Source organism: Lactobacillus kimbladii, from assembly GCF_000970755.1.
Taxonomy (GTDB): domain Bacteria; phylum Bacillota; class Bacilli; order Lactobacillales; family Lactobacillaceae; genus Lactobacillus; species Lactobacillus kimbladii.
This window is the reverse complement of sequence record NZ_KQ034007.1, coordinates 740,109-763,215: the sequence shown is the minus strand read 5'-3', so window position 1 is coordinate 763,215 and position 23,107 is coordinate 740,109. Positions and strand designations below refer to the sequence as shown.

Below are 23,107 nucleotides of genomic sequence, written 5' to 3'. Positions count from 1 at the left end.
TTTTGAACATTTTTGTGAGTTATGTAATTTAATTGCTTTTTCAATTATCAAAAAGGGCTTTAAAATCACAATTCTAAAGTCCTTTTATTTGCTATTCAAAATAATTAAATTTTCGAAGCTGGCTTTGACGCGATTTAAATATTGTTTTAAAAACTTTTCATCAAATTATAATCAAAGCCTACTCATCAATTTCCATTTTGGTCACGTTTTTACCATTCGTAGCAATTACTTTTTGATAAAAGTAGAAACTATCCTTGGGATATCTCTTCATATCAAGCATTGACTGATTGTTCCTGTTAACATAAACCAAGCCGTAACGCTTGTCCATCCCATCGTTAACACTTAACAAATCTAAAAATGACCACGGATTAAAAGAAATGACATTAACTCCGTCTTTAATAGCTTCACGTAGTTCAAAAATGTGCCCGTTGAGATACTTGATCCGTTTTGGGTCATGTACCTGACCGTTTTCAAGTTGGTCCCGTTCAGGCCAACCACATTCGGTAATAATAATCGGAATATGGGGATAACGATCATTGACTTTTTGCAGAGCAAAACGCAAACCGACAGGGTCATAAGAAAAGTCCCATTCGGAGTTCATCAACCGGTCGTCTGTTACTTTTTCAACATTGGAGATGACACCGGCGAGCATTTTGGGGCTTTCTTCATTGCTCAGCTTAAAAACTGACGTTGAATACCAATTTAACCCTAAGAAATTAGCACGTCCGTTTTTTAAAATATCTGCATCCCCTTCATGGTAATCAAGAGTGATTTTGCTATCTTCCAAGTAACGTAAATAATAACTAGGCAGTTCTCCCCTCAGAGCCACATCCATATCAATAAATGAGATTAAGTCTTCCATGTTCTTACTTTTGAGTGCATTTTTAGAAGTATGATCATAAGGAAAATTAGTCATATAGGAGACTGCTGGTCCAATCATAGAGTCAGGAAACAGATCGTGACAAAGCCGGTATACTTTCGCCTGAGCTAAAAACATATTATAGTTTGAATTTTCGCCTTTTTCTCTTAAGAGGCGCAAGTCGTTATCCTTAATCCCATTCATTTCAGGGACATTAGCCAGCAGAGATTGTTCATTAATAGTTAACCAATATTTAACTCTATCTCCAAATTCATTAAAGAGCGTTTTGGCATAGTTATAAAAATCATTAATGACCTTGCGATTAGCCCAACCACCATACTGTTTTACTAAAGAAATGGGGCAATCAAAGTGAAACATTGTTACAATAGGCTCAATTTGATTTTTGATTAGTAAATTGATTAGTTTATTATAAAAAGCAATTCCTTTTTGATTAGGTTCTTTATCATTGCCGTGAGGAAAAATCCGCGACCATGAGATTGAAAAACGATAACTTTTCAATCCTAATTTTGCCATTAAAGCCACATCTTCTTCAACATGATGATAATGATCAACAGAAACTGAAGTATCTAAAAATTTACTGTTTTGAGATCTTAAATCAGCAACCGATTCTCCCTTGCCATCTTCATATGCGGCGCCTTCAACCTGGAAAGCCGAAGTACTAGCTCCCCAGAGAAAATTTTTAGGAAAATCATCTTGAAGATGAAATTGATTGTCCATATTTACTTATTCTCCTCTTCAAATGCCTGCTTATCTGCAACCCTAAAGAATGGCAGATAAATCACAAACATCAGTAAAAAGTTAATTAACCAAACTACTGCCCCTTGCCAACCCATAATCATTGTATCAGCAATTATTTTCGGCATTGTCCATGGCATTCCCATTCCTAAGCTGGGGTTGTAATTAGTAATAAAACCGATCTTTACGGCTAACAAACCGATGCCACCAGAAACAAAGGTTGATAAAACAAAGGGTATAAACATCAGTGGGTTTAAAACAATTGGCATACCAAAGATAATAGGTTCATTTATATTGAATAGATTTGGCAAAGCAGAAACCTTAAAGAATTCCTTGTACCGCTTAGACTTACTTAGTATTAAACCCATTAAAACCAGACCAAGAGTAGCACCTGCTGCGTCATTATTTGAAAATGCAAAAACTACCAGATTACTCAAGTATGGAATAGTCTTCCCAGCTTGAAAAGCGGGTGTACTGCTAACCATCATTGAGATAATTAATGGTATAACCACAGATTCGATAGCAGCTGGATGAATTCCAAATGTAAATAAAACATTGGACAGAGCAAAAATCAGGATTAAAGTTAATGGTGAACCACCGACGTGCATTAACGGCGTGGTTATTAACTTATTAATAAAGTCAAATACGTTATTAAACGGAGAAAAATCAAATATTGCCCTTACGATAAAGACAGCAATAAATATGATTATGCCAATTATCAGTGGCTCAATTGACGAACTGACCATACTGGGAACCGAATCTGGCAGTTTAATAGTCAGTTTCTTATTTTTGCTTAATTTAACGTAAAATACTCCGATTAAAATTGACAAAATAATTGCTACAATTATGCCTTCGCTACCCAAATATGTCATTTGAAAGGCATTAACAGGCTTTTTACCGGGAACAGTTTGTGGCATTAATACGAAAAAGCTGGCCAAACCGAATAAGCCAGCAACAATTCCGTTTTGCTTGCAGCTTTTGGCATAATTATAAGCAATGGTAAAAGCTATAAAAACAGCTAAAATGTTCATCGTACCATTAACAATAGCTGACATTGACGGGGTTATTCCCACCTTAGCAAACCAATCTGCAACAGGTTTGATTGGAAAGCTGGCAAATATTGAGAACACCGAGGCACCAATAGTAACTGGTAATGTCATTACCATACCTGAAGATATACTTTGCAGAACCTTATTTTGTCCTAATTTATTTGAAAACGGGACCAGATATTTTTCCAGCCATTTTTGAAAATTTTTCATTTTCTACGCTCCTATCTTATTAATTCGCTTTCATTTCTTAAAGTATATGTTCATTGAAATAAGCGAACAATATGCAAAAGCTAGACAATCTATGTTGATTTCACAGATTTTAGGAAAATAAGAAATCGAAAAAAGAGGCTATCATCTGGTATTAGAACGGTATTTTGCTGGAGAAATGCCAAAGTAATGTCTAAAAATTTTATAAAAATAGGACGCATTTTCATATCCTACTCTGGCAGCAATCTTTTCGATTGAAGCCTTAGTGTAGGTCAAGTATTTTGCGGCGACATTCACCCTTTGCAACTGAACCAGTTTAATAAATGACAATCCAGTTTCATTTTTTAAATAATCTGATAAATAATTAGGATTAAAGCCAAAATGCTGCGCCATTTGCTCCAATGTGATATCAGAATAATTTTTTTCAATGTAAAGTAACAAGGAAAGCAAATTATTGTTTTTCTTTTTTGAGTCAGTGACTTGAGCTTCACGATAAAAAGTTTTTCTGATGAGTAAGGAAAACATAGTCAACATTTCTAATTTAATGATCTGGTCAGACTGAATTTTGTCATCATAATATTCGTCAATGATATCGTAAATAATAGCAGTAATTTTGGAATCATGGTCAATCTCGAACAGACTATATCGCCCTTCACCATGATCTTCGTCTGACAATAAAGAAAAAAGCAAGTTGGAAATTGAAACGCCCTTACCCTTTGATTGTAAAAAATCAAGTTCATTTAGAGAAAAAGCAGAGGTTCGGAGCTCAATATTTAAAACTACACCATTTTTACCAATTGGTTCTACTTTGTGAGGAGTTTTGATACCGATAAAAATCATATTATCCTGATTAACTTTAATACGCTCATGCTCTGTTACTACGACACAATTACCTACTAAAGGTATATTAATTTCTACATAATCATGAACGTGAAAAGGAATATATGATTGTACAGGCTGAACAGAAATTGTAATAGAACTACTGTTTAAGACGAAGTTATCTGAATATGTATTAAAGAATTCATAAATAGGTTCACTATTAATACGACCAGCAACTTTTAATTTAAAGTCACCTGATTTAAAATCTTGCAACATAGTATTCCAGTCGCGAAAGCCATTATTCTGGCGTAACATTTGAATTATTTTTTCATGCATTTTTGATCCCTTTTAATTAGTGACTTAAATTCTGTGAAATAGACAGTTTTATCATGTAATTTAACAATAGTTTACTTTTTTACATTAAGTTAAAATGAAGAACAAAGCAAGACTTTTCAAAATTTGGGAGGAAAATATGACTGATTTAACTCAAAGTCCGTACAACTTATCAAGCGCAGAAATTGATTTTGTCAAAAATAAAGTAACTAACATGCCACTTTCAGCTAAAATAGGACAACTTTTCTTTGTAATTGGTGAGGATGAAGACAACACTGACTTAACAGAGTTTGTTAAAAAATATCAACCAGGTGGCATCATGTACCGGCCTGATAAAGCCCAAAAATTGCAGCGCGAAATTGCTGTTTCGCAGAAAGCAAGTCAAACGCCCCTGTTCATTGCTGCTAATTTGGAAGCTGGCGGCAATGGTTTATTAACTGAAGGCACATGGTTTGGCAGACCCTTACAGGTTGCCGCTACGGATGACGAACAGAATGCATATAATTTAGGGGATGTATCAGGCTATGAAGCAAAACAAGTTGGCGGCAACATGTCTTTTGCACCAATTGTTGATTTAGACCAAAACTTCCGTAACCCGATCATGAATGTGCGCACATTTGGCAGCAATAAAGAGCGTGTCATCAGAATGTCTGATTCACAAATCAAAGGTCTTAAGGCTAATCATGTTATTCCGGTAGCTAAACACTTCCCTGGAGACGGCGTTGATGAACGCGACCAACACCTCTTGAGCTCAATTAACTCCTTGCCTGCTGACAAATGGATGGAATCTTACGGGCAAATCTATCATCATTTAATTCAAAATGGTCTGCCTGCTGTCATGATTGCCCACATTATGCAACCAGCTTGGGAACGTCGCTTACAACCTGGTATTGAAGATAAGGATTTACGTCCTGCATCTACTTCCAAATTGCTAATTGATGGCCTTTTGCGCACTGTTTTGCATTTTAATGGTCTCACAATAACTGATGCCACACCAATGATCGGATACAATGCAATTTTGCCACGTTCAGAAGCCTTACCTGCAACCATTAATGCGGGTATCGACATGATCTTATTCAACAAGGATATCGATGAAGACTATCAATTTGTGACTGACGCAGTCAAAAGTGGCAAGATTTCAATGACGCGACTCGATGAAGCTGTTACCAGAATAATTGCCACTAAAGTCGCACAAGGCGTGATGGATACAAAAAATAACCTTTGCGAACCTGCATCGCAAGAAATTGATTTAAAATTGGCAGAACATGAAAAATTGGCCGCCAAAGTAGCAAAAGAATCTGTTACTTTAGTTAAAGAGCGCGACAAATTATTGCCTATTACACCAGAAAAATATCCCCGTGTTCGTTTAGTGGTTTTAGGTGATACAGACGATGGTGGTTTTAAAGAAGGCGGTAAGGTAACCGCAAAATTTAAGGAGAAACTGACAGAAAAGGGATTTAAAGTTACAGTTTTTGATCGGAAAAATCTTAATTTTAAAGAGGTTTTCGAAGGTGGAGTGCAATATGAAAAAGATCAGTTTGACCTGGCATTTTATGTGGCTAACGTTGAAACGGCAAGCAATCAGACCACAACCAGACTTGATTGGATTCATCTAATGGCAGCGGACGCTCCGTGGTTCATGAAAAGCATCCCTACAGTTTTTGTTTCTACTTGTAATCCCTATCACCTGTTCGATATTCCAATGGTTTCAACTTACATTAATGCTTATACAGGCAATGATGTCACAATTGATGCTCTTCTAGAAAAAATGATGGGACATGAAAAATTCACCGGACAAAGCCCTGTAGATCCATTCTGTGGCCATTTTGAAACTCATTTATAAAGAGGAAAATCAATGTTAAAAATCAAAGATATTTTAGTCAACCACTATACCGAACCTCTTGGTTATGACTTAGACAATCATTTGAGAATTGAGTTCAGCGCTGAAGCGAGTCAGATTTCAAGCAATATTCAAAAAAGAATAACAATTGATTCAAATAAACCAATTTTTGACAGTCAGTGGCAACAATATGATAACAATTATTTTGACTTTGAATTGGAGCTTAAACCGCGCACGAGATATAAAGTTACTGTTTGGTTAAAAAGCGATGATACTCAAACAAGCGCAAAAAGTTTCTTTGAAACTGGTAAGATGAATGAGACTTTCACAGCCGAATGGATTGGCAACGAAAATAAAGATATTCAAAATACACTTTTAAAGAAGAAATTTACTTTACCTAAAAAAGTTGTTAATGCACGTCTTTATATTAGCGGTTTAGGTGTTTACGAAGCTTATTTGAACAAGCAAAAAATTGGTGATGAGTTTCTCGCACCTGGTGTCACAGCTTATGATAAGCTAATACAGATTCAAACTTATGATGTAACTAAGATGCTGAAGGAAAAGTCACAGCAGGAACTTTTGGTTTCCCTTGGTGATGGTTGGTACAAGGGCAACTTTGGCTTTGATGGCGGTAAAGGTTGCATTTATGGTGACCAGCAAATGGCTATCGCTGAGTTGCATATCGATTATGATGATGGCAGCAGTCAGATAATAAATACCGACGCCTCATGGCAAACTACTGCTGGTAAAATAACCAAATCAGCCATTTATTATGGTGAAGACTTTGACGCTACCAAGAAAATAATTGATTGGCAACCGGCAATTATATTGCATCATTCTAAAGATATATTGCATGACCGTCTAAGCCTGCCATTAAAAGTAAAGGAATATTTACCTGTTAAAGAAATTATTCACACTCCTAAAGGTGAAACTGTTCTTGATTTTGGTCAAAATCATGCTGGTTGGCCCGAATTTTACAATCACAAATCAGCTGGCAAGGAAATCAAGCTGCAAATGGGAGAAATCCTACAAGACGGCAATTTTTACCGGGATAATCTGCGCGAGGCTCGTGCTGCTTTTCATTATATTTCAAACGGTAAACAAAAATGGATCAGACCACATTTTACCTACTACGGTTACCGCTATGTCAAAGTCTCCGGCAATTCCCACCCCTTAAGAAAAGATGATTTCAGGGCAGCGGTAATTTATTCCGATCTTGAAATTACTGGTAGTATAAAAACCACTAATGCCAAAGTTAATCGCCTGCTTCAAAACGTTTTATGGAGTCAAAAAAGCAACTTCTTTGATGTTCCAACAGACTGTCCGCAACGAGATGAGCGTTTAGGCTGGTCTGGGGATGCCGACATTTTTGCCAGCACTGCCATCTTAAACATGAATGCCTATCCTTTTTTTAAAAAATATGCTAAAGATATGAAAATTGAACAGGCTGCGCATAACGGTATGCTAACAATGTACGCGCCAGCTATGGGAAATGACAGTGGTGGTGCAGCAATTTGGGGTGATGCAGCGACTGTTATCCCGTGGACTGCCTATCAAGCAACAGCTGATCCCGCTATTTTAAGGCAAAACTATTCTAGTATGAAAGCCTGGGTAGATTGGATCAGTCAAGCAACCACTACCAAGAACCTTTGGACTGGTTGCTTTCAATTTGGCGATTGGCTGTCTTTAGATGGTGAAAACCCTGCGGTTCCTAGTGGAAAGACCGATGAAGATTATATTGCCTCGGTTTATTACGCTTATTCCAGTTGGATTGTTGCTCAAGCAGCAAAAATTTTGGGTAATACCACTGATGCTCAAAAGTATGAACAACAAGCCCAAACCATTAAAAAAGCTATTAGAGCTGAATTTATTACTAAAAATGGCCGTCTAGCAATTGATACACAAACTGCATATGCCCTAGCCCTTCATTTTAATCTGGTACCAAAAGAACAGAAAAAACGCGTTGTTAAGGATCTCGTTCAGAGGCTAAAAAAGGACAACAATCATTTACAAACTGGCTTTATTGGAACGCCCTTTATTTGTCAGGTTTTATCTGAGAATGGCGAACATAAATTAGCAACAGAAATTTTTCTCAACGAAGATTTTCCAAGCTGGCTCTATGAAGTTAATTTGGGTGCTACTACTATTTGGGAACGCTGGAACTCAGTCTTGCCAGATGGCTCAATGAATCCGGAAGGGATGAACTCCCTTAATCACTATTCAATCGGTGCTATTATGCAGTGGGTTTATCAACAAGTTTTGGGACTAAGAAAACAAACCAATGGCTATCAAAACGTGCTTTTTGCACCCCAATTTGATTACCGGTTGAAAAAGATTTCAGGTCACTACCACAGTTCATACGGTGATCTCAAAATGGCTTACCAACTTGAAGCTGATGCCCAACATACTATTAAGGTCAACCTTAGCATTCCCTTTGGTCAAAAAGTGACTGTAAAATTACCTAGAGTGAAGGATAAAGTAGAAATTAATGGCAAGCGAGCATATTTACCTTTGGAATTGACTAACGGTGATTTTACAATTTCCTATGTGCCTGAAAACAGTTATATTGAATACTACAATATCAACATGCCAGTCAAACTAATAATGGGTGATCCGGAACTGGTTAAACAGCTAAGACCAATCAATACTGTTTTTGACTTTTTGCAAGATCCCGATAATCTCAAAAAATTTGGTGAAAATTCTATGGTAGAATTGAATAGTCTGTTGCCATTTATTAATATTTCAGACGAAGATTTTAACCAAATTAAGAAAATACTTGATACTACGCCAGTAACAAGTGAAAGGAAGTTTTTAAATGAAAGGCGTTCTCTTTGATCTAGATGGAGTCATTGCAGATACATCCGTATACCATTTCCAAGCTTGGAGAAAATTAATCAAAATTCATTTTAATCTTGAATTGCCAGATGAACTTGAAAAACAAACAAAAGGTGTCAGCCGAACAGATTCTTTAAAGGCAATCTTAAAATTTTTAAATATCTCCGTGTCACAAGAAAAATTTAATGAAATGACCACTGAAAAAAACAATATTTTTCGGAATTTACTAGCTAGTTTAACCCCTGCTAATATCTTACCTGGAATTAGTGAATTAATTTCAGCCCTTAAGAAAAATAACGTTAAACTATCTTTGGCTTCTGCTAGTTTAAATGGTCCATTCATTTTGGAAAAATTACAATTGACAGATGCATTTGATGCTATTGCAGATCCCAGTACAGTTGCCGCTGGTAAACCAGCACCAGACATTTTTATTGCCGCCGCTGAAGCAATTAATCTCAAACCACAAGATTGCGTAGGTATTGAAGATTCAATTGCAGGTATCACTGCTATCAACGAGTCAGGTGCTTTATCAGTTGGCGTTGGCTCTAAAACGGATCTAAAAGATGCTAAATTACTTTTTCCTAAGACAGCAGCATTAAATTATGATCAAATCGAAACTGCATGGGAAAAATTTAATTTAAATTAGGAATCAGTTTACAAATAAAAACTCGTGAATAAAACAAAATTATTTTTTCACGAGTTTTTTGATGCTTAAAATAAATTGGTGTAAATAAGGATTGGTTTTTTTATGACAGAATTAAATAATTACAATTATTCACCTAGATAAGCAAAAGCTACCTTTTCATCATAAACATGAAAGACCTTTTCAAAGAGGAAACGGCATACCATTGCTACTAGAACTGGAAATACTATCCAGACAATCAAGGCCATTACAATATTAATACTCGCTTTGCCAGCATCTAAGGATGCAAGAGGCCCTACCAGGCCAACGAGACCGAAACCAGCAGAAGCTGGAGTGCCACTAACGTGAAATAGAGCCACTGGAATAGCGGAAAGCGCTGCTGTAATTAATGTTGGTAAAACAATAACTGGATGCCTGAAAAGATTGGGCATCATCATTTTCATTGCCCCCAATGCAATTGCAATAGTAACCCCTGATTTATTAGTTCGCCAAGAATGGACGACCAATACCAGTGTCGTTGCCGCGACTCCCATTGCTGCTGCACCTGCCGAAAGACCATTTAATTGTATAGCCATTCCAATTGCCACAGTTGATATTGGTGAAATTATCAAAATTGCAAACATACAGGAAATTAAAATACACATTAATATTGGCTGTAAATTAGTAAAGGAATTAATTACTGACCCAAGCCAGGTGGTGATTTTGCTTACATATGGCAAAATCATCATGCCGATCCAACCTGCTCCTCCACCAACAACAATCGGAGCTGCAACAATTTTGACAGAGCCAAAACGTTGACCAACCATTAATAAAAGCCCTACGGCTAAGCCAGCCGTAATCATGGTATTAATAAGATCGCCTGTTCCTGCCGAAACAAAGACACCTTGAGCTTTAGTAGCAGGGTTCACAATTTGTGGTACAAATTTTGTAACACCAGAACCAACATAAGCGGCGGCACCCACAATTGCAACGTCCAGTGGAACCATTTTAAATTGAATGGCAATTAATGCCCCAATTAGCAAAGGTGTAGCACATTGAAAAATCAATAACGCCTGGTTAATAGATGCCGTTACTGAATTTTGACCAAATAGCTTTAAAATTGCACTGACAACCGCATTTGGAATCAAACCCACGATTATTCCCGTTGCAGTTCCTGCTAAAATGTTGTTAAGAAAAGTTTTTACTGTTAGTTTGTTAGTATTGGTTGTATCAGCCATATTTGTACTCCTTTAATATAATAGTGCTTAGGTATACATTGTCAGCAAAATAATTTGTGACAAAATCGAAATATGCTGATTGCTAATTCGCCTCATTGCTTTTTCCTCCTTAAAATTAATTATTAAGTATTTTATCATCTTATTTAAAAAAGTACACAAAAAAGTTAAAAATAATTTAATTTTTGCTTTTAGATATCATTTGAAACACCCATTTATCAACCGCATAAAAAGTCTAATCTCAATATTGTGAGATTAGACTTTTTTAACTATTTAAACTGATTTAATTTGAACTATACCATCAACTACCGCAAATGATAAACCATAACAGGTATTTTTCTGAATCCGACAGCTCAATACAACACCAGCAATTTCTATAACAGCAATAGTATCGTCAATCAATAAAGAAATATCATATTCTTTATTAGGAACCAAATTAACTTGTCTGGACAAACCAATATTTAACATTTGGTACCATCTTAAATTTGGTGTTCTTCTAACACTTAGTTGCTGTTTATTGAGATCAATATTGAATTCATAGCCCTCTTTGGTATCAGAATTTTCAAAGAATATCAAGGAGAAACTTTTGGTGCCAGGTTCATACACAATTTTATTTTTCAGTAAATAATGTTTTTTAGGCTGATTACCTTGAAGTTGAGTTTCTGTCCTTTTATATTTTGATTTTATTTTTTGAGATTCAAAACTATATCTTTCTGAAACAGTTTTAATTAAAGTGTCTGGAATCGACGTTTTTAATGATCCATCATTATTCTGAGTAATTTTCAAAGGTAAAAAGGTACCACCCCATAAATAATTATTTTCGTCCTTTCCAGCTTCTTTAGAAGGTACCCAACCAAAAAGATATCTATTTTTTTCATCACTAGCAGTCCTTGCGGCATAATAAGCCCTGCCATTAAAGGTATCTTGTTTTGGAAATAACCAGGGTCCCGTAATTTTTTTACTCATCACATAATGAGTAGTCTTATTAAGATCGTATTCAGAATAGACCAAGTACCACCAATCTTTTATTTTAAAAATTTGTGGCATTTCAATCATGGTATATAAATTTGGCGTCCAAAAATCTCCTTTAAAAGTCCAGTCCTGACTATTTTTTGATGTGTAATAAACCAATCTTCCTGTTTTTGCTTTTAAATCAGACACTAAACGTGTGCCTAATATTAAAATGTATTCTTGATTATCGGGGTTCCAGACAATACTGGGATCCCGCCAATTATCTGAATCATAACCAGTTTGTGGCGAAAGTTCTTTTGCAAGTCCATCTTTGTACCAATGAATCCCGTCTTTGCTTGAAGCTTTCATTAAAACTTGTGATGAGCAACTTTTATTTACAAAATTACGATTATACCCGGTATAAAAAGCTCTTATATTGTTGTTTTGTTCAAACACACTACCAGCATAAACAAACTCGTCATGATCTTCTTCAGAACCTTTTTTTAAAACTTCACCATATTCTTTATAATGAACAAAATCGCTGGTTGTAACTAGTTCCCATCCAAAAGGTTCACCAAAAGGCACGGGATTTCTAGTATCTTTTTGAAAATACAAATAAAATAAGTTGTCATGCCTGTTATAAAATGGCATACAATCACCAAAAAAGCAGTTTTTAGGTCTATATAAATATTTTTCCATGTCAGTCCTTTCAAAAATTAAAGAATTTTCAAAGCACTTAGTGCAAATGACAAAATAACCATTAACACAATTATTTTGTTTGCACTTACCTTTTTTCTAATCAACCAAAAAGTAATCAAAGTGACCGTTAAAGGTATGATTCCAAGCATAATTTGATCTAAAATTTTTTGAAGATCAAAACTCATGCTACCCATTTTAAATTTTAAAATAGTTTTCAGAGTAACAGTGCTAAAAGTCATTGCGCCAACCATTATCATACCCAAAATGCCGGCAGCTTTAGTAATAATTTTCATATAACCATTTTTATATGCTTTTTGTATAAAATCTCCGCCTAATTCATAACCGTACTTTAAGCCGTAATATCTTGCAATGAAATTTGGAATGTTATAGATAACTAAAAATAAAATAGGTCCAAGAATATTCCCTGCTTTTGCTAAACTAATACCAATTCCAGCAGCGATTACTCTAATTGTTCCCCAAAATAGAGAATCACCAATTCCGGAAAGTGGTCCCATCAGACTTGCCTTCACGGCATTAATTGAACTTGGATCAAAATCGACTATATTTTTGTTTTGTTCTTCCATACTAGAAACAATTCCCATAGGGAAAGGTGCTAAGGCAGGTGTAATATTAAAATATGCTAATCCCCTTTTTAAAGCTGAAACTCTTGCTGACTTGTCTTCTGGCTTAGGATACAGTTTTCTTATAAATGGCAAGATCATGTATAAGGCTCCCACACCAGCACCGTTAATATAATTCCATGTGCCCTGGAGTAGAAAAGAACGCCAAAATATTTTTCTAAAAGTTGTTTTATCCATTATTTCAGTTTTAGTTGTTTTATTAGTCATTGAAAAAATCCTCCTCAAGTGAATTATTTGTGTTATCTTCTGATACTGCTTTTGCCTTCGGAGTTTTCATATTTTTAACTTCCAAAATATTCTTATCTATTGATGCAAGAATAAACGCTAGTATGATTCCTATTAAGGCAACTGCTATGATAGGTAACTTTAAATAGCTTGAAAGTACAAATCCTAGAAGTAAATACAACATATTTCCCTTTTCATAAATCATATTTAACAGTAACGCGATACCTAATGCTGGAAGCATCTGACCCAAAACTGTAAGCCCATTCATAATTACAGGAGGAATTGCTTTTACTAAAGCCGATATTGAACCCGAACCTAAATAAATTCCTAAAAAGCCAATAAGTGCATAAACAAGTGGTCCTCCAAATATGCTTAGGTAATGTAACCTTTCAATTGATTTACTTTTATCCTCCTCAGCATACTTTTCAAAAGTACTGAGTAAAAGACCACGTATAAAAATAACTAGTTGATTGACAAAAACGGCTAAGAGACTAATTGGAACTGCAAGAGATAGTGCAACAGCAACTCCTTGATGATTTAAAATTGCAAAGGCTGTCCCAAATATAGAACCAGTCATAGAATCAGAAGGCATTGCACCACCAATTCCACTGATCCCAAGAAAAATCACTTCTAGTGAGGCTCCCATAATAATTCCCGTTTTTAAATCACCTAAAGCAAGTCCAACAAGCATTGACATAACAAGTGGACGTCTAATCATTGGATCGGACATGCCACAATCAGAAAAATTTCCCACAAACATTATTAACGCTACCCATAAAGCTGGTACTAACATTTTTTTACCTCCTTTTTATAACAAACTTGATAATTGCACATCTGGATCTGTAGGTACTGGTTGAACGTTAATCTTTATATTTGTCTCTAGAAGCTTTTTCAAATCTTTTTCATCATCAGGAGTAATGAAAATATTTTTACTTAACTGCTTTTTGCCCTTCATATCTTCTGATCCGACTCTACCGTAATTACCCAAATTAATCAGTGGAATATTGGAAACTTTTTTGGCAATTTTTAACGCGTCCTTTGGTTTATTGACAACTACCATAATTTTCAATTTATCGGATTTGGGATTATTTAATAATTGAATTGCCTTGTCTAAACTAACAAAAAACGGCTTAATTCCTTCTGGTACAGACATTTTTAATGCCATAATCTGTACTTTATTATCCAAAATTTCATCATTGGCAACAACAATGCGGTTCACGTTCAAATATCGACTCCAAACAACAGCCACTTGCCCATGAATTAATCTATCATCAACTCTTAATAAACTAATCAAAAAAATCATCCTCCTCATTTTCTTCTTCTAATTCAATTCTCTTTATAGTGTTTTTTCCTGCATTAATTGCGTTCTTAAGGCATGAATCAATAGGCTCTTTACTCAAAAGAAGATTCAATACCAACATTGAATTCATTCCTGAAACCAGATAAATATTATTTTGAGTCAAAAAACTCATTAACAATGTATTTACGCTGCCACCAGGAAAATCTGAAACCAACACGATCTCATCTTTTTTGTTACTATCAAATATAATCTCTTCAATTCTTTCTTTTAAAACCGCTGGACTCTCCCCTTCTTTCATGCAAAACGCATACAAGTTATTCTGCTTTCCGCTAATCATTTCCACTGAATTTTTAATTCCTTCTGCCAAACTACCATGACTAGCTAAAACGAATTTTCTCATTCTTTCACCTCCAAGTTGTCACTAATTACTAAGCAAGTATCATGCCAACTTATAATAAACACAGCTATAACCAGGTTTTTTAAAATTAAAACGAAAAAGGAAGAGCATTTTTGAGCACTTCCTTAAGCAGATTTTTTATTCACTGTTTGTTTTAAATAATTCATAAATAAGAGATAATTCATAATCGTTTATTTTTATGTTATACTTTTGTTCAATATTGTGAAAAATCTTATCTGCAACATGGTAAAAATCTTTCTCTTCCTTACTTTTTTCTTGAGTATCTTTGCTTTCTTGGTCACTAGTTTGATCAAGCATTAACCGTTCCAGCATCAAAGCTAGATGCATGCATAAACTCAATTTAAACTTATTCGTCAAGGTTACATGATAATAGTTTTCAAATTTTGCTACAATTTCTTGAATTTCAGGTATAACTACGTCAGGATTAAGAAAGCGTAGTCTTCCTTTAATACCACCAATAGTGAAAAATTTAAGCAGTTCGCTGGTTAATTTATCAACATTTTTTTTAGTTTCTCCCATCTCTTTTAACAATTGCCGTAGTCTTTTATCCCCATCTTCGTCCATTATGTCATATAAGTTAAGTACATCTAATTCTTTTTGATGATCAACGTTATTTGTAGTCAATATAAAATTAGTATTCTTAAAATATGACAAATCATGTCTTTGAAGTGTTGACTTTAGCTCATGATAATCCATAGTAATAATTTCAACGTCTGTCTGCAAAACTTTTTGCAAAATCCTTTTTATTTCCTCAGCAAGTCCTTCACCAGACATACAAGAAACAATAATATTTGCTTTTTGTGAAATTCCTTCAAAATATTTCACACTCATTGTGCTCGGATAACTTTCAGCTTTTTCTGCGATTTTTTTGAAACTTTTATTTTGCTGGATTTGCAAACCTAAATCAAGAGCAATTTCCGTAGTTAAATTATTGATTACCAGTAAATCATTATTTAATAACACCTTTACTTCTTTATATAAATTACTTAAGGATCCCATATCAAACAATAAAATTGTCCCATCATATTTTCGTCCTTGTTTTCTAATGTAAAGCTCAATTTTTTGGGCAATTTCGTGATTAGAAACATTAAGTGGCATATCAAATGCTTCAAATATATAGTTGCCACACAATTCATTTACGATTGCACATATGTCAGAGGCAACATTGCCACCATGGCAAACCATAATTGCCAAAAGGTTTTGAGATTCAATTTTCCCAGCAATTTCGTCAAAAACCGCATATAAAAAAATGGGTATAAACCAGTCATTATTGATATCTACTTTGAAACAGCTTCTGATTTGTTTACACAAATAAACCGTTCGTGGATAATGTTTACTTACTAAAGTTAATAAATTAGATATATCAGGCAGATCAAGACATTCCTGGATTACAGATAAAACTTTAGCCGCTTCACATAATTTTTGGCTATTAAGGTATTTGAGTATTCCATATTTTTTGCCAATTTTTTCAGTAGCAGTAGCTAACTGCTGCATGAGAAGCTTTTCGAAATTTTGGTCATATATCAATAAGACGGAATTCCTTTTAATGTCATGTACAAACTGGTTTAAAACAAGATTTTGCTCAGAAATTTCTCGATTTTTATTTTCATTGTCATACAAAGTGCTTAACAATGTGCTTAAATATTTTTTTGAGTTTTCCTTTGCTAAATTTACTAATAAGTCTTGAGAATTTGGCTTAAAAACAAGCCAATCAACATTAGGTCCACTTATATTTTTATTATTAGGAATCTCAATAGCCTTCTTATCAGAAGAATTAAAATTTTCAGCACATAACAATTTAATTTTGTTTGCTAATGAACCTATGTTGCCCTCCTGCTTTTGATTAACTAAAACTTGGATAGTATTAAACGAAATTTTTATTGTCCGATTTATTCTATTTGCTTCATGTTTCAAAAAGAATTCAATTAGCTGATATTTTTCAACAAGCGGTCTTTCAGAAAATCTAGGTAAAGCAATTTTTAGGGGAACTCTTCTTAAAAATGTATTCAACAGTTTATCTTCTATTTTTTCCGTTGTTGCAAAAATAAAACGAACATTAACTTGCTTAAAATGTTTATTTTCGCCTAACGGATAAAACTTACCAGAATCTAGTAAAACAAATAACTTTTCCTGACTTTCCCGAGGCAACCGATGTACCTCATCTAAAAACAAATAGCCATTATCTGCTTGATCAACCAATCCGGTTTTATCAGTGTCCGCTCCTGTAAAAGCGCCTTTCTTATAGCCAAAAAGGACAGATGATAAAAGTTCTGGATTATTAGCATAATCCGCACAATTCAAAACAACAAAATGTGCACCTTTGTTAATAACTCCTTCTTGTTGCGCATATTTAAAAATTAATGATGCTAAATAGCTTTTTCCAGAACCAGATGGTCCAGTGATAATTAAAGGAAAACCACTAGGAGGATAGTTAACAGAAGCTTTACATTGACTAACAATGTTCTTCAAGCTACCATTTGCTCCAATCAATTGCTCAAAAGCGTCTTGACTATTAGATATCAGTTGCCAATAAACAGGTTTGGTACCCTTTTTAAGCAGTAGTCCTTCATGATATAATTGTGCCAAATATGAACTAGTTACACCTCGAGAAAGGTTCATTGCTTTTGCAACTTCTTTTGTGGTTACCGCAGATTTATCATCTAATAGTTGTCTCAACTTTTCAAATACGCGATACTTTGCTTTTTTCAAAAAATCATTTCTTTCTTGTGTAAGCCATTACTTTATCTGTATTTAAACACTTTTTCGCCTTTTGACCAATAAAATTTAATAAAGAAAAAATGCGGTAGAGCTTGAAATTACAGATTCTCAGGCTTTTCCGCACTTATCTTATTTTTTCTATAACATTTCTACCAGGTTAATGATAAATTCACCATAATTTTGAGAATTTATCAGTTTAATCACATTATCAATATTAGTAATAATATCAGACAGTTCATCAAATACGCTACGAAATAATTGCTTATTATTGGGATCAATTGCTAAAGCTATTACTAAATAAACCTTATTATTATCACTCCATTCAATTCCTTTGGGATTAATAACGACAAAACCACGACTTTTTCTGGCAGTCATATTCAATGAATGTGGTATTGCTACTTTGTCAAAAGCTGTAGACGACAAGTTTTCACGTTGTTTAAGCAACTTTTTAAAGTCTTTTTCAACTACCCCTTGTTCAAAGAATTTCTCATTTACAATTTCAAAAACTTGATCTATATTTGTTACTTTTTTGCTTTTAATAAAGTTATCACTACTAAAAAATTTTAGCAGTTCCTCTTGAAAATGATCCCTCTTGATTTGGCGTCTTCTTGATGTGATTGCAACTTGCAGAGTTTGGATATCATTAGATAATAAAAACTGTGAAATATTGACTGTACTAATTTTAGAATCAATATAATTTGAACCAACAGAAATCAATAAATCTATCGCATTAGGAGTACTTCTAATATTTGCGGGATCGTGAATTATTTTCTTAATATCAATCTCAGCCGAGAACTTTTTCTGTAATCTTTTTAATAATACAAGAGAATTGTCATAATATTCAGGTATTATTATCACAACTGAAATTTTTTGCTTATCGGTTATTTGTTCAGCCATTGCATTGCCAATGTGCATAGCTATATAGCCAATTTCACTATCGGTAATCGTGATTTTAGCTTTTTCAGATATTCTATTGGCCATAATAACTGCACACTCATAAATCGTTGGTGAAGAATATTTTATATTAGTGGCAAGAGGATTGTGTTCAATATTTTGTGTTCTTGAACGCATAATTAATCTGTCTAAATGAAGAGCAAACCTCTTTTTAAAGGAATATGTATCAAGATTAATTTCGTAATTTTGCCAAACATAAGAAATTAAATCAGTAACTAATTTTTGTGTTTCTTCTGAAACTATATTTTTAGTTGTTTTTTCATTACCTAAATCAGTTTCAATTACAAGAGCAAGTTCTTGGCAATCAGCATTTGTCAACACCAACTGTAAATCACCAACAATGCTGTTAACCAAATCCATACCAAACCCCTGCTTTTTCACTGAACTTGAAGAATTATTATTTTTTATTCTATGACCATTACTGCAACGATCAATTGCAATAGCAAAATGAAGTATCAAATTATTTAATTCAAACGTGTTTAAATAAATGTTTTGCTTATGAAAAATTTTCAATATAGATTTTTCTAATTGATGAATATTTATTTGAGGAAAATTCTCTTGAATAATATTTCTATTCATAAATACTCCAGAAGTTTCCTCATAAATGAGCGAGCTAAGCAAACTTCTTTTTTGTCGTTCATTCCCCTCTAAACTCCAAAAATCACCTTTTCTAATTAGTTTAATTCCAAAACTTTTTACCTCACGATCAGCTTGTTTTAAATTCTGTAAAATTGTTGATTCACTGACAAAAAGATTATTTGCTAAATCATACACATTTATTGACGAAGAACTATTAACTAGCACGTTTATAATATAATTTACCCTTTCTTCATTATTATCGGGTAGTTTATGAACTTTAAATTTAGTATAATCTTGTTTTTTATCTAAACTAGATTGTTCAAGGCGGTAACCTTTAACACTTGATGATATCAAAATTCCTTGATCTCTAAACTGTTGAACATAGTTTTTGATAGTTCTTTTTGATAGTTCTAACTGAATGGCTAATTCTTGAGAAGTATGCCATCCGGGAAAGTTTTGTAAATATGACAATAATTTATTTTTCTTAGACATGTCGTATTTGCTTTTTCATTTTTATATTTCCTTACCATTTGAGGCAATAACTTGTTTATACCAAAAATAACTATCTTTTAAGTAACGTTTTTTACTTCCCTGACCATTATCATCAATATCTACATAAACAAAGCCATAACGTTTTGACATTTGTTGAGAAGAACACGAAACGATATCAATCGGTCCCCAAGCGCAATAAGCTATTACTTCTGCCCCATCATGTATTGCCCTTCCTACTTGTTCAATATGCATACTCAGATATTCTGAACGATAAGGGTCATGTACTTTTTTGTCATTTTCCAATTTGTCATAAGCACCTAAGCCATTTTCAGCAATAATAATTGGTTTTTGATAGCGATCATAATATTGAGATAAAGTATTATATAGTCCTTGAGGATCAATAGCCCAGCCCCAACTACTTTGTTTCAAATTCGGATTTTGTAAATTATCTGCTGGTTGCATTTTATTTTTTGTTGAGTCAACCATACGAGAATAGTAATAAGAAATAGCCAAAAAATCCATATGATTTTCGTTAATTAACTTCAATTCATTTTGAGTAATATCAAGTTCAATATTCTTATCATTAAAATAATTTAGGGCGAATTGGGGATATTTTCCTCTAAATTGAACATCTGTCACAAAATATTGCATACGATTTTGCTGCATCGCAAGGATAACATCGTCCGGCTTACTACTTGCAGGATAAACAGTACCATCAGCAACCATTGTTCCTATGTGTATATTAGGATTGTTCAAAGAACGTGCATAATTTTTTATTTCGGCTGCTGCCACAATTTGATTATGCATTGCTTGATAAAGAGCTTGTTCTTGATTCGCATATTGGTCACTGGCTACACCAACCGAAAGCCAAGGCTCTAATTGAACCATATTAATTTGATTAACTACAATCCAATATTTTACACGATCACCGAACCAATCCAATAGTACCTTGCCAAATTTTACAAAAAACGGAATAACCTCCTTATTTGGCCAGCCTCCATACTTAAGTGTAATATTTACAGGAGTTTCATAATGGTTCATTGTGATAATTGGTTCGATTCCTAATTGCACCATACAATCAATCATGTCTGAGTAATGCCTTAGTGCCTTTTCATTAGGTTTTTCATCGTCTCCATTAGGAAAAATTCTTGACCAATCTAGAGAAGTTCTAAAAGTTGAAAAACCTGCATCAGCTAAAAGCTGTAAATCTTCTTTATAAGTATGATAAAAATCAATGCCAAAGCGTTTAGGAAAATAATTTTTATTATCTTGACTATATTTTTTAACGTCCTTAAGTGTCATCCCTTTTGACTCTATACTCTGTAACTCGTCGTTAGTTAAACCTTGAAGATATGGCTGTATGTCTGAGGAATTTAATCCTTTACCATCTTCTTTAAACGCACCATCTGCTTGACTCGCAGCTTGAGCACCTCCCCACAAGAAGTTATTGGGGAAGAATGGAAAATTATTTTTTCTCACTTTGAACACCTCCACATTTACAATTGCGCTTTTCAAATAAATTTATTAAATGCTTTACCAAATTATATTCACTATTAATTGTCATCAATGTATCTTGAGCATGGGTAAATAATACAGAATATTCTATAGGTTTACCTTCAGCTTCTTCCTGAATTTTCTTGGTTTGCAGACGATGAGCTATTATTAATTTTTCATTTGCTTTCTTCATATTTATTTTTGCATTGTTATAATTATAATCTGCGACATCATCAAGGGCTTTACTAATGAAATCACGGGCATCGCCAGCGTTTAGAATAATGTTCATTGTGTTTTTGATATTTTCTTCACTAAACTGTTTACTATCTTCCACCTCTATGCCTCACTTCCAGTTTCTTGTTTAACCAAATTCCTGTCATAAACTTTGAAAAATGGATAATAAATTAAACCGCCAACGACAAAGAGAAGTAATAATAAAATTATTGAACTGATTGCGGGACTGACGATCCAAGTGACAAAAGGAAATGGGATATACCACATCTGCATTAATGAGTGAGGTATTGGAGAAAGACCTGCTTTAAACCATAAAGCAGTTATTAAAGGTAGAACAATGCCATTTATCCATAACGGAATCATTAAATAAGGGTTCCAAACTATTGTGCCGAATACAACTGGTTCATTGATGTTAAAAATAGTTGGTAAAACGCTAGCTTTGCCAAGAGCTTTTAGACGATTTGATTTCGCTAAAAATAGCATCATTAGTACTAGTGGCATAGTACAACCAACCCCTCCAATCCAAGGAAAACTATAAATAAGTTCACTGGTAAAGATATGTGTAACTGCATGTCCAGAACTAAATGCTTTAGCATTAGCGGCTATACCAGCAAACATTACAGGCTGATCAATTGCTGCTAACACCCATCCAGATATACCCATTGAATAGATAAAGCATTCGAAAAAAAGAAATATGGAAAAACCCCACCAGGTATCAAGTGAAGTAGTTAAAGGCGCAAAAATATTCACTATCAATTGATAAAAATTAAAATGTAATATGTTTGTTAGTAGCCATCCTGTCGCAATCACGACCGTGACTGGCAACATAGAATCAAACCATGCAGTCACAAAGTCTGGCATCGACGTATCTTCACTAAAGAAACTAAATTTACCAAACAATTCCATAATTAAAGAAACGTAAATTCCTTCAATTAAAGCTACAAACATGCCTCCTGCACCTAGTTCTGAAAATTGATATGAGATTATATTACCTGTCTTATCCCAAGACGGATTGGCCAACATCAGAAAAAGTGCAACTGAGGATAGACCGGCTATAATTCTTTGCTTATTAATCTTTTTAAATTCCATAAAATTAAACGGTACTAAAAAAGCAACAAAGACTGAGGTTAAGCCAAAAGTAAAACTACTGATTGGTGACAAGTCTGGCCACCATTTCCAAAAATTAGTTGGAATATTTAATAGAGTTATCAATGAACCTACAAAAATAAATGGCAGCACTTCCAATATTGAATTTTTAATTGTAACAATCCACTGATTATTTGCAATTTTTTGCGCTCTAGGAGCGAACTTATTATTTAAAAAATTCATGAAGCTATTCATTTTTAAAACTCCTTTCTCATCCTACTGTTCTAGTTCTTTTTCCAAATGCTCTATTGCACCCTTGCCATCAAGGATTGAATAGTAATCTGGTTTCATCAAAATAACTTTTACATTTTCAGGTACTCTACTTTTTATTGCATCAAATTCAGCTTTTAAGTGAGGTCCTACCATTAATGCATCAATATCGTTAGCATAATCAGATAATTCTGCTTCACTTCTAGCTTGAATCTTAAAATCCAAACCTGCTTTTTTTGCGGCTTTACGCATATTTGCGGCCATAAAGCCAGAAGATGCCCCCGAGCCACAAATTAATAAAACTTTCTTACTCATAACGTTTTCCTTTCTAAAATAGATTTTCTACAGCTTTATCATGACAAATTTTTGGAATTACTTAAATTAAAGATTTGCACTAAAGAGGTGAAAAAAAGAGTCTGGGAAAATAGTGCTCTTTGAAGTTAAATTAAAAAATTTCACAATTTAAAAAGGCTGACAAATCAACGTTTTAT

18 protein-coding genes are annotated in these 23,107 nt (G+C 34.0%); 3 read left to right on the top strand and 15 right to left on the bottom strand.

Translation table 11 applies throughout. The features are described 5' to 3' along the window. Positions 1 to 178: 178 nt before the first annotated feature. From JF75_RS04125 to JF75_RS04115, 3 genes are all read right to left on the bottom strand, one after another. Positions 179 to 1,597 (bottom strand): glycoside hydrolase family 1 protein, encoded by a 1,419-nt coding sequence (locus JF75_RS04125; protein WP_046331960.1) that lies wholly within the window; start codon positions 1,595 to 1,597, stop codon positions 179 to 181. 2 nt (positions 1,598 to 1,599) lie between these two features. Next, positions 1,600 to 2,874, bottom strand: a complete 1,275-nt coding sequence (locus tag JF75_RS04120) for a PTS sugar transporter subunit IIC (RefSeq protein WP_046331959.1) — start codon at positions 2,872 to 2,874, stop codon at positions 1,600 to 1,602. Positions 2,875 to 3,015: 141 nt separating this feature from the next. Beyond that, the gene (locus tag JF75_RS04115; RefSeq protein ID WP_045927944.1) at positions 3,016 to 4,026 is read right to left on the bottom strand and encodes an AraC family transcriptional regulator; all 1,011 of its coding nucleotides are present in this window, start codon (positions 4,024 to 4,026) and stop codon (positions 3,016 to 3,018) included. A gap of 136 nt (positions 4,027 to 4,162) precedes the next feature. Here JF75_RS04115 and JF75_RS04110 point away from each other — a divergent pair, with 136 nt between their 5' ends. The 3 genes from JF75_RS04110 to pgmB are packed head-to-tail and all read left to right on the top strand — an operon-like array spanning position 4,163 to position 9,344. After that, a complete protein-coding gene (locus tag JF75_RS04110) occupies positions 4,163 to 5,866 on the top strand; it encodes a glycoside hydrolase family 3 protein (protein WP_046331958.1) in 1,704 nt (567 codons plus the stop codon). A gap of 12 nt (positions 5,867 to 5,878) precedes the next feature. Further along, entirely contained in the window at positions 5,879 to 8,698 is a 2,820-nt protein-coding gene (locus tag JF75_RS04105) for an alpha-L-rhamnosidase (RefSeq protein ID WP_046331957.1), read from the top strand. Then, positions 8,679 to 9,344 carry a beta-phosphoglucomutase gene (gene pgmB, locus JF75_RS04100; RefSeq protein ID WP_046331956.1) on the top strand — a complete coding sequence of 222 codons (666 nt, stop codon included), beginning with the start codon at positions 8,679 to 8,681 and terminating at the stop codon, positions 9,342 to 9,344. Before JF75_RS04105 ends, pgmB begins: the two co-directional genes overlap by 20 nt. Before the next feature lie 125 nt (positions 9,345 to 9,469). On the opposite strand, the gene JF75_RS04095 is transcribed toward pgmB, so the two are convergent. The 12 genes from JF75_RS04095 to JF75_RS04040 form a co-directional block, all read right to left on the bottom strand. Next, positions 9,470 to 10,558, bottom strand: coding sequence for a PTS sugar transporter subunit IIC (locus JF75_RS04095; RefSeq protein WP_046331955.1), 1,089 nt, complete (start codon positions 10,556 to 10,558; stop codon positions 9,470 to 9,472). A gap of 270 nt (positions 10,559 to 10,828) precedes the next feature. Continuing rightward, positions 10,829 to 12,205, bottom strand: a complete 1,377-nt coding sequence (locus JF75_RS04090) for a family 43 glycosylhydrolase (RefSeq protein ID WP_046331954.1) — start codon at positions 12,203 to 12,205, stop codon at positions 10,829 to 10,831. A gap of 17 nt (positions 12,206 to 12,222) precedes the next feature. Next, on the bottom strand, positions 12,223 to 13,053 hold the full coding sequence (locus JF75_RS04085) for a PTS system mannose/fructose/sorbose family transporter subunit IID (RefSeq protein WP_046331953.1): 831 nt from the start codon (positions 13,051 to 13,053) through the stop codon (positions 12,223 to 12,225). Then, complete coding sequence (locus tag JF75_RS04080; RefSeq protein ID WP_046331952.1) at positions 13,046 to 13,864, bottom strand: PTS mannose/fructose/sorbose/N-acetylgalactosamine transporter subunit IIC; 819 nt, start codon at positions 13,862 to 13,864, stop codon at positions 13,046 to 13,048. Before JF75_RS04080 ends, JF75_RS04085 begins: the two co-directional genes overlap by 8 nt. Positions 13,865 to 13,879: 15 nt before the next feature. Next, on the bottom strand, positions 13,880 to 14,365 hold the full coding sequence (locus tag JF75_RS04075; RefSeq protein ID WP_045928933.1) for a PTS sugar transporter subunit IIB: 486 nt from the start codon (positions 14,363 to 14,365) through the stop codon (positions 13,880 to 13,882). Further along, the gene (locus JF75_RS04070) at positions 14,358 to 14,771 is read right to left on the bottom strand and encodes a PTS sugar transporter subunit IIA (RefSeq protein ID WP_046331951.1); all 414 of its coding nucleotides are present in this window, start codon (positions 14,769 to 14,771) and stop codon (positions 14,358 to 14,360) included. Before JF75_RS04070 ends, JF75_RS04075 begins: the two co-directional genes overlap by 8 nt. A 135-nt stretch (positions 14,772 to 14,906) precedes the next feature. Further along, the gene (locus tag JF75_RS04065; protein ID WP_046331950.1) at positions 14,907 to 17,498 is read right to left on the bottom strand and encodes a sigma 54-interacting transcriptional regulator; all 2,592 of its coding nucleotides are present in this window, start codon (positions 17,496 to 17,498) and stop codon (positions 14,907 to 14,909) included. A 147-nt stretch (positions 17,499 to 17,645) separates the two neighbouring features. Beyond that, positions 17,646 to 19,532: a BglG family transcription antiterminator gene (locus tag JF75_RS04060; protein ID WP_046331949.1), complete on the bottom strand. Its 1,887-nt coding sequence runs from the start codon at positions 19,530 to 19,532 to the stop codon at positions 17,646 to 17,648. Positions 19,533 to 19,553: 21 nt separating this feature from the next. Continuing rightward, positions 19,554 to 21,011 carry a glycoside hydrolase family 1 protein gene (locus tag JF75_RS04055; protein ID WP_046331948.1) on the bottom strand — a complete coding sequence of 486 codons (1,458 nt, stop codon included), beginning with the start codon at positions 21,009 to 21,011 and terminating at the stop codon, positions 19,554 to 19,556. Next, the gene (locus tag JF75_RS04050; protein WP_245190711.1) at positions 20,998 to 21,360 is read right to left on the bottom strand and encodes a PTS lactose/cellobiose transporter subunit IIA; all 363 of its coding nucleotides are present in this window, start codon (positions 21,358 to 21,360) and stop codon (positions 20,998 to 21,000) included. The genes JF75_RS04055 and JF75_RS04050 overlap by 14 nt, the downstream gene beginning before the upstream one ends. Before the next feature lie 2 nt (positions 21,361 to 21,362). Next, positions 21,363 to 22,601: a PTS sugar transporter subunit IIC gene (locus tag JF75_RS04045; RefSeq protein WP_046331947.1), complete on the bottom strand. Its 1,239-nt coding sequence runs from the start codon at positions 22,599 to 22,601 to the stop codon at positions 21,363 to 21,365. A gap of 21 nt (positions 22,602 to 22,622) precedes the next feature. Continuing rightward, positions 22,623 to 22,931 carry a PTS sugar transporter subunit IIB gene (locus JF75_RS04040; RefSeq protein WP_046331946.1) on the bottom strand — a complete coding sequence of 103 codons (309 nt, stop codon included), beginning with the start codon at positions 22,929 to 22,931 and terminating at the stop codon, positions 22,623 to 22,625. Between the last annotated feature and the right edge of the window lie 176 nt (positions 22,932 to 23,107).

Excerpts from the sequence above, each read along its gene's own strand:
- JF75_RS04125 (WP_046331960.1), bottom strand. The coding sequence starts at position 1,597 with ATGGACAATCAATTTCATCTTCAAGATGATTTTCCTAAAAATTTTCTC.
- JF75_RS04120 (WP_046331959.1), bottom strand. The coding sequence starts at position 2,874 with ATGAAAAATTTTCAAAAATGGCTGGAAAAATATCTGGTCCCGTTTTCA.
- JF75_RS04115 (WP_045927944.1), bottom strand. The coding sequence starts at position 4,026 with ATGCATGAAAAAATAATTCAAATGTTACGCCAGAATAATGGCTTTCGC.
- JF75_RS04110 (WP_046331958.1), top strand. The coding sequence starts at position 4,163 with ATGACTGATTTAACTCAAAGTCCGTACAACTTATCAAGCGCAGAAATT.
- JF75_RS04105 (WP_046331957.1), top strand. The coding sequence starts at position 5,879 with ATGTTAAAAATCAAAGATATTTTAGTCAACCACTATACCGAACCTCTT.
- pgmB (WP_046331956.1), top strand. The coding sequence starts at position 8,679 with ATGAAAGGCGTTCTCTTTGATCTAGATGGAGTCATTGCAGATACATCC.
- JF75_RS04095 (WP_046331955.1), bottom strand. The coding sequence starts at position 10,558 with ATGGCTGATACAACCAATACTAACAAACTAACAGTAAAAACTTTTCTT.
- JF75_RS04090 (WP_046331954.1), bottom strand. The coding sequence starts at position 12,205 with ATGGAAAAATATTTATATAGACCTAAAAACTGCTTTTTTGGTGATTGT.
- JF75_RS04085 (WP_046331953.1), bottom strand. The coding sequence starts at position 13,053 with ATGACTAATAAAACAACTAAAACTGAAATAATGGATAAAACAACTTTT.
- JF75_RS04080 (WP_046331952.1), bottom strand. The coding sequence starts at position 13,864 with ATGTTAGTACCAGCTTTATGGGTAGCGTTAATAATGTTTGTGGGAAAT.
- JF75_RS04070 (WP_046331951.1), bottom strand. The coding sequence starts at position 14,771 with ATGAGAAAATTCGTTTTAGCTAGTCATGGTAGTTTGGCAGAAGGAATT.
- JF75_RS04060 (WP_046331949.1), bottom strand. The coding sequence starts at position 19,532 with ATGTCTAAGAAAAATAAATTATTGTCATATTTACAAAACTTTCCCGGA.
- JF75_RS04045 (WP_046331947.1), bottom strand. The coding sequence starts at position 22,601 with ATGAATAGCTTCATGAATTTTTTAAATAATAAGTTCGCTCCTAGAGCG.
- JF75_RS04040 (WP_046331946.1), bottom strand. The coding sequence starts at position 22,931 with ATGAGTAAGAAAGTTTTATTAATTTGTGGCTCGGGGGCATCTTCTGGC.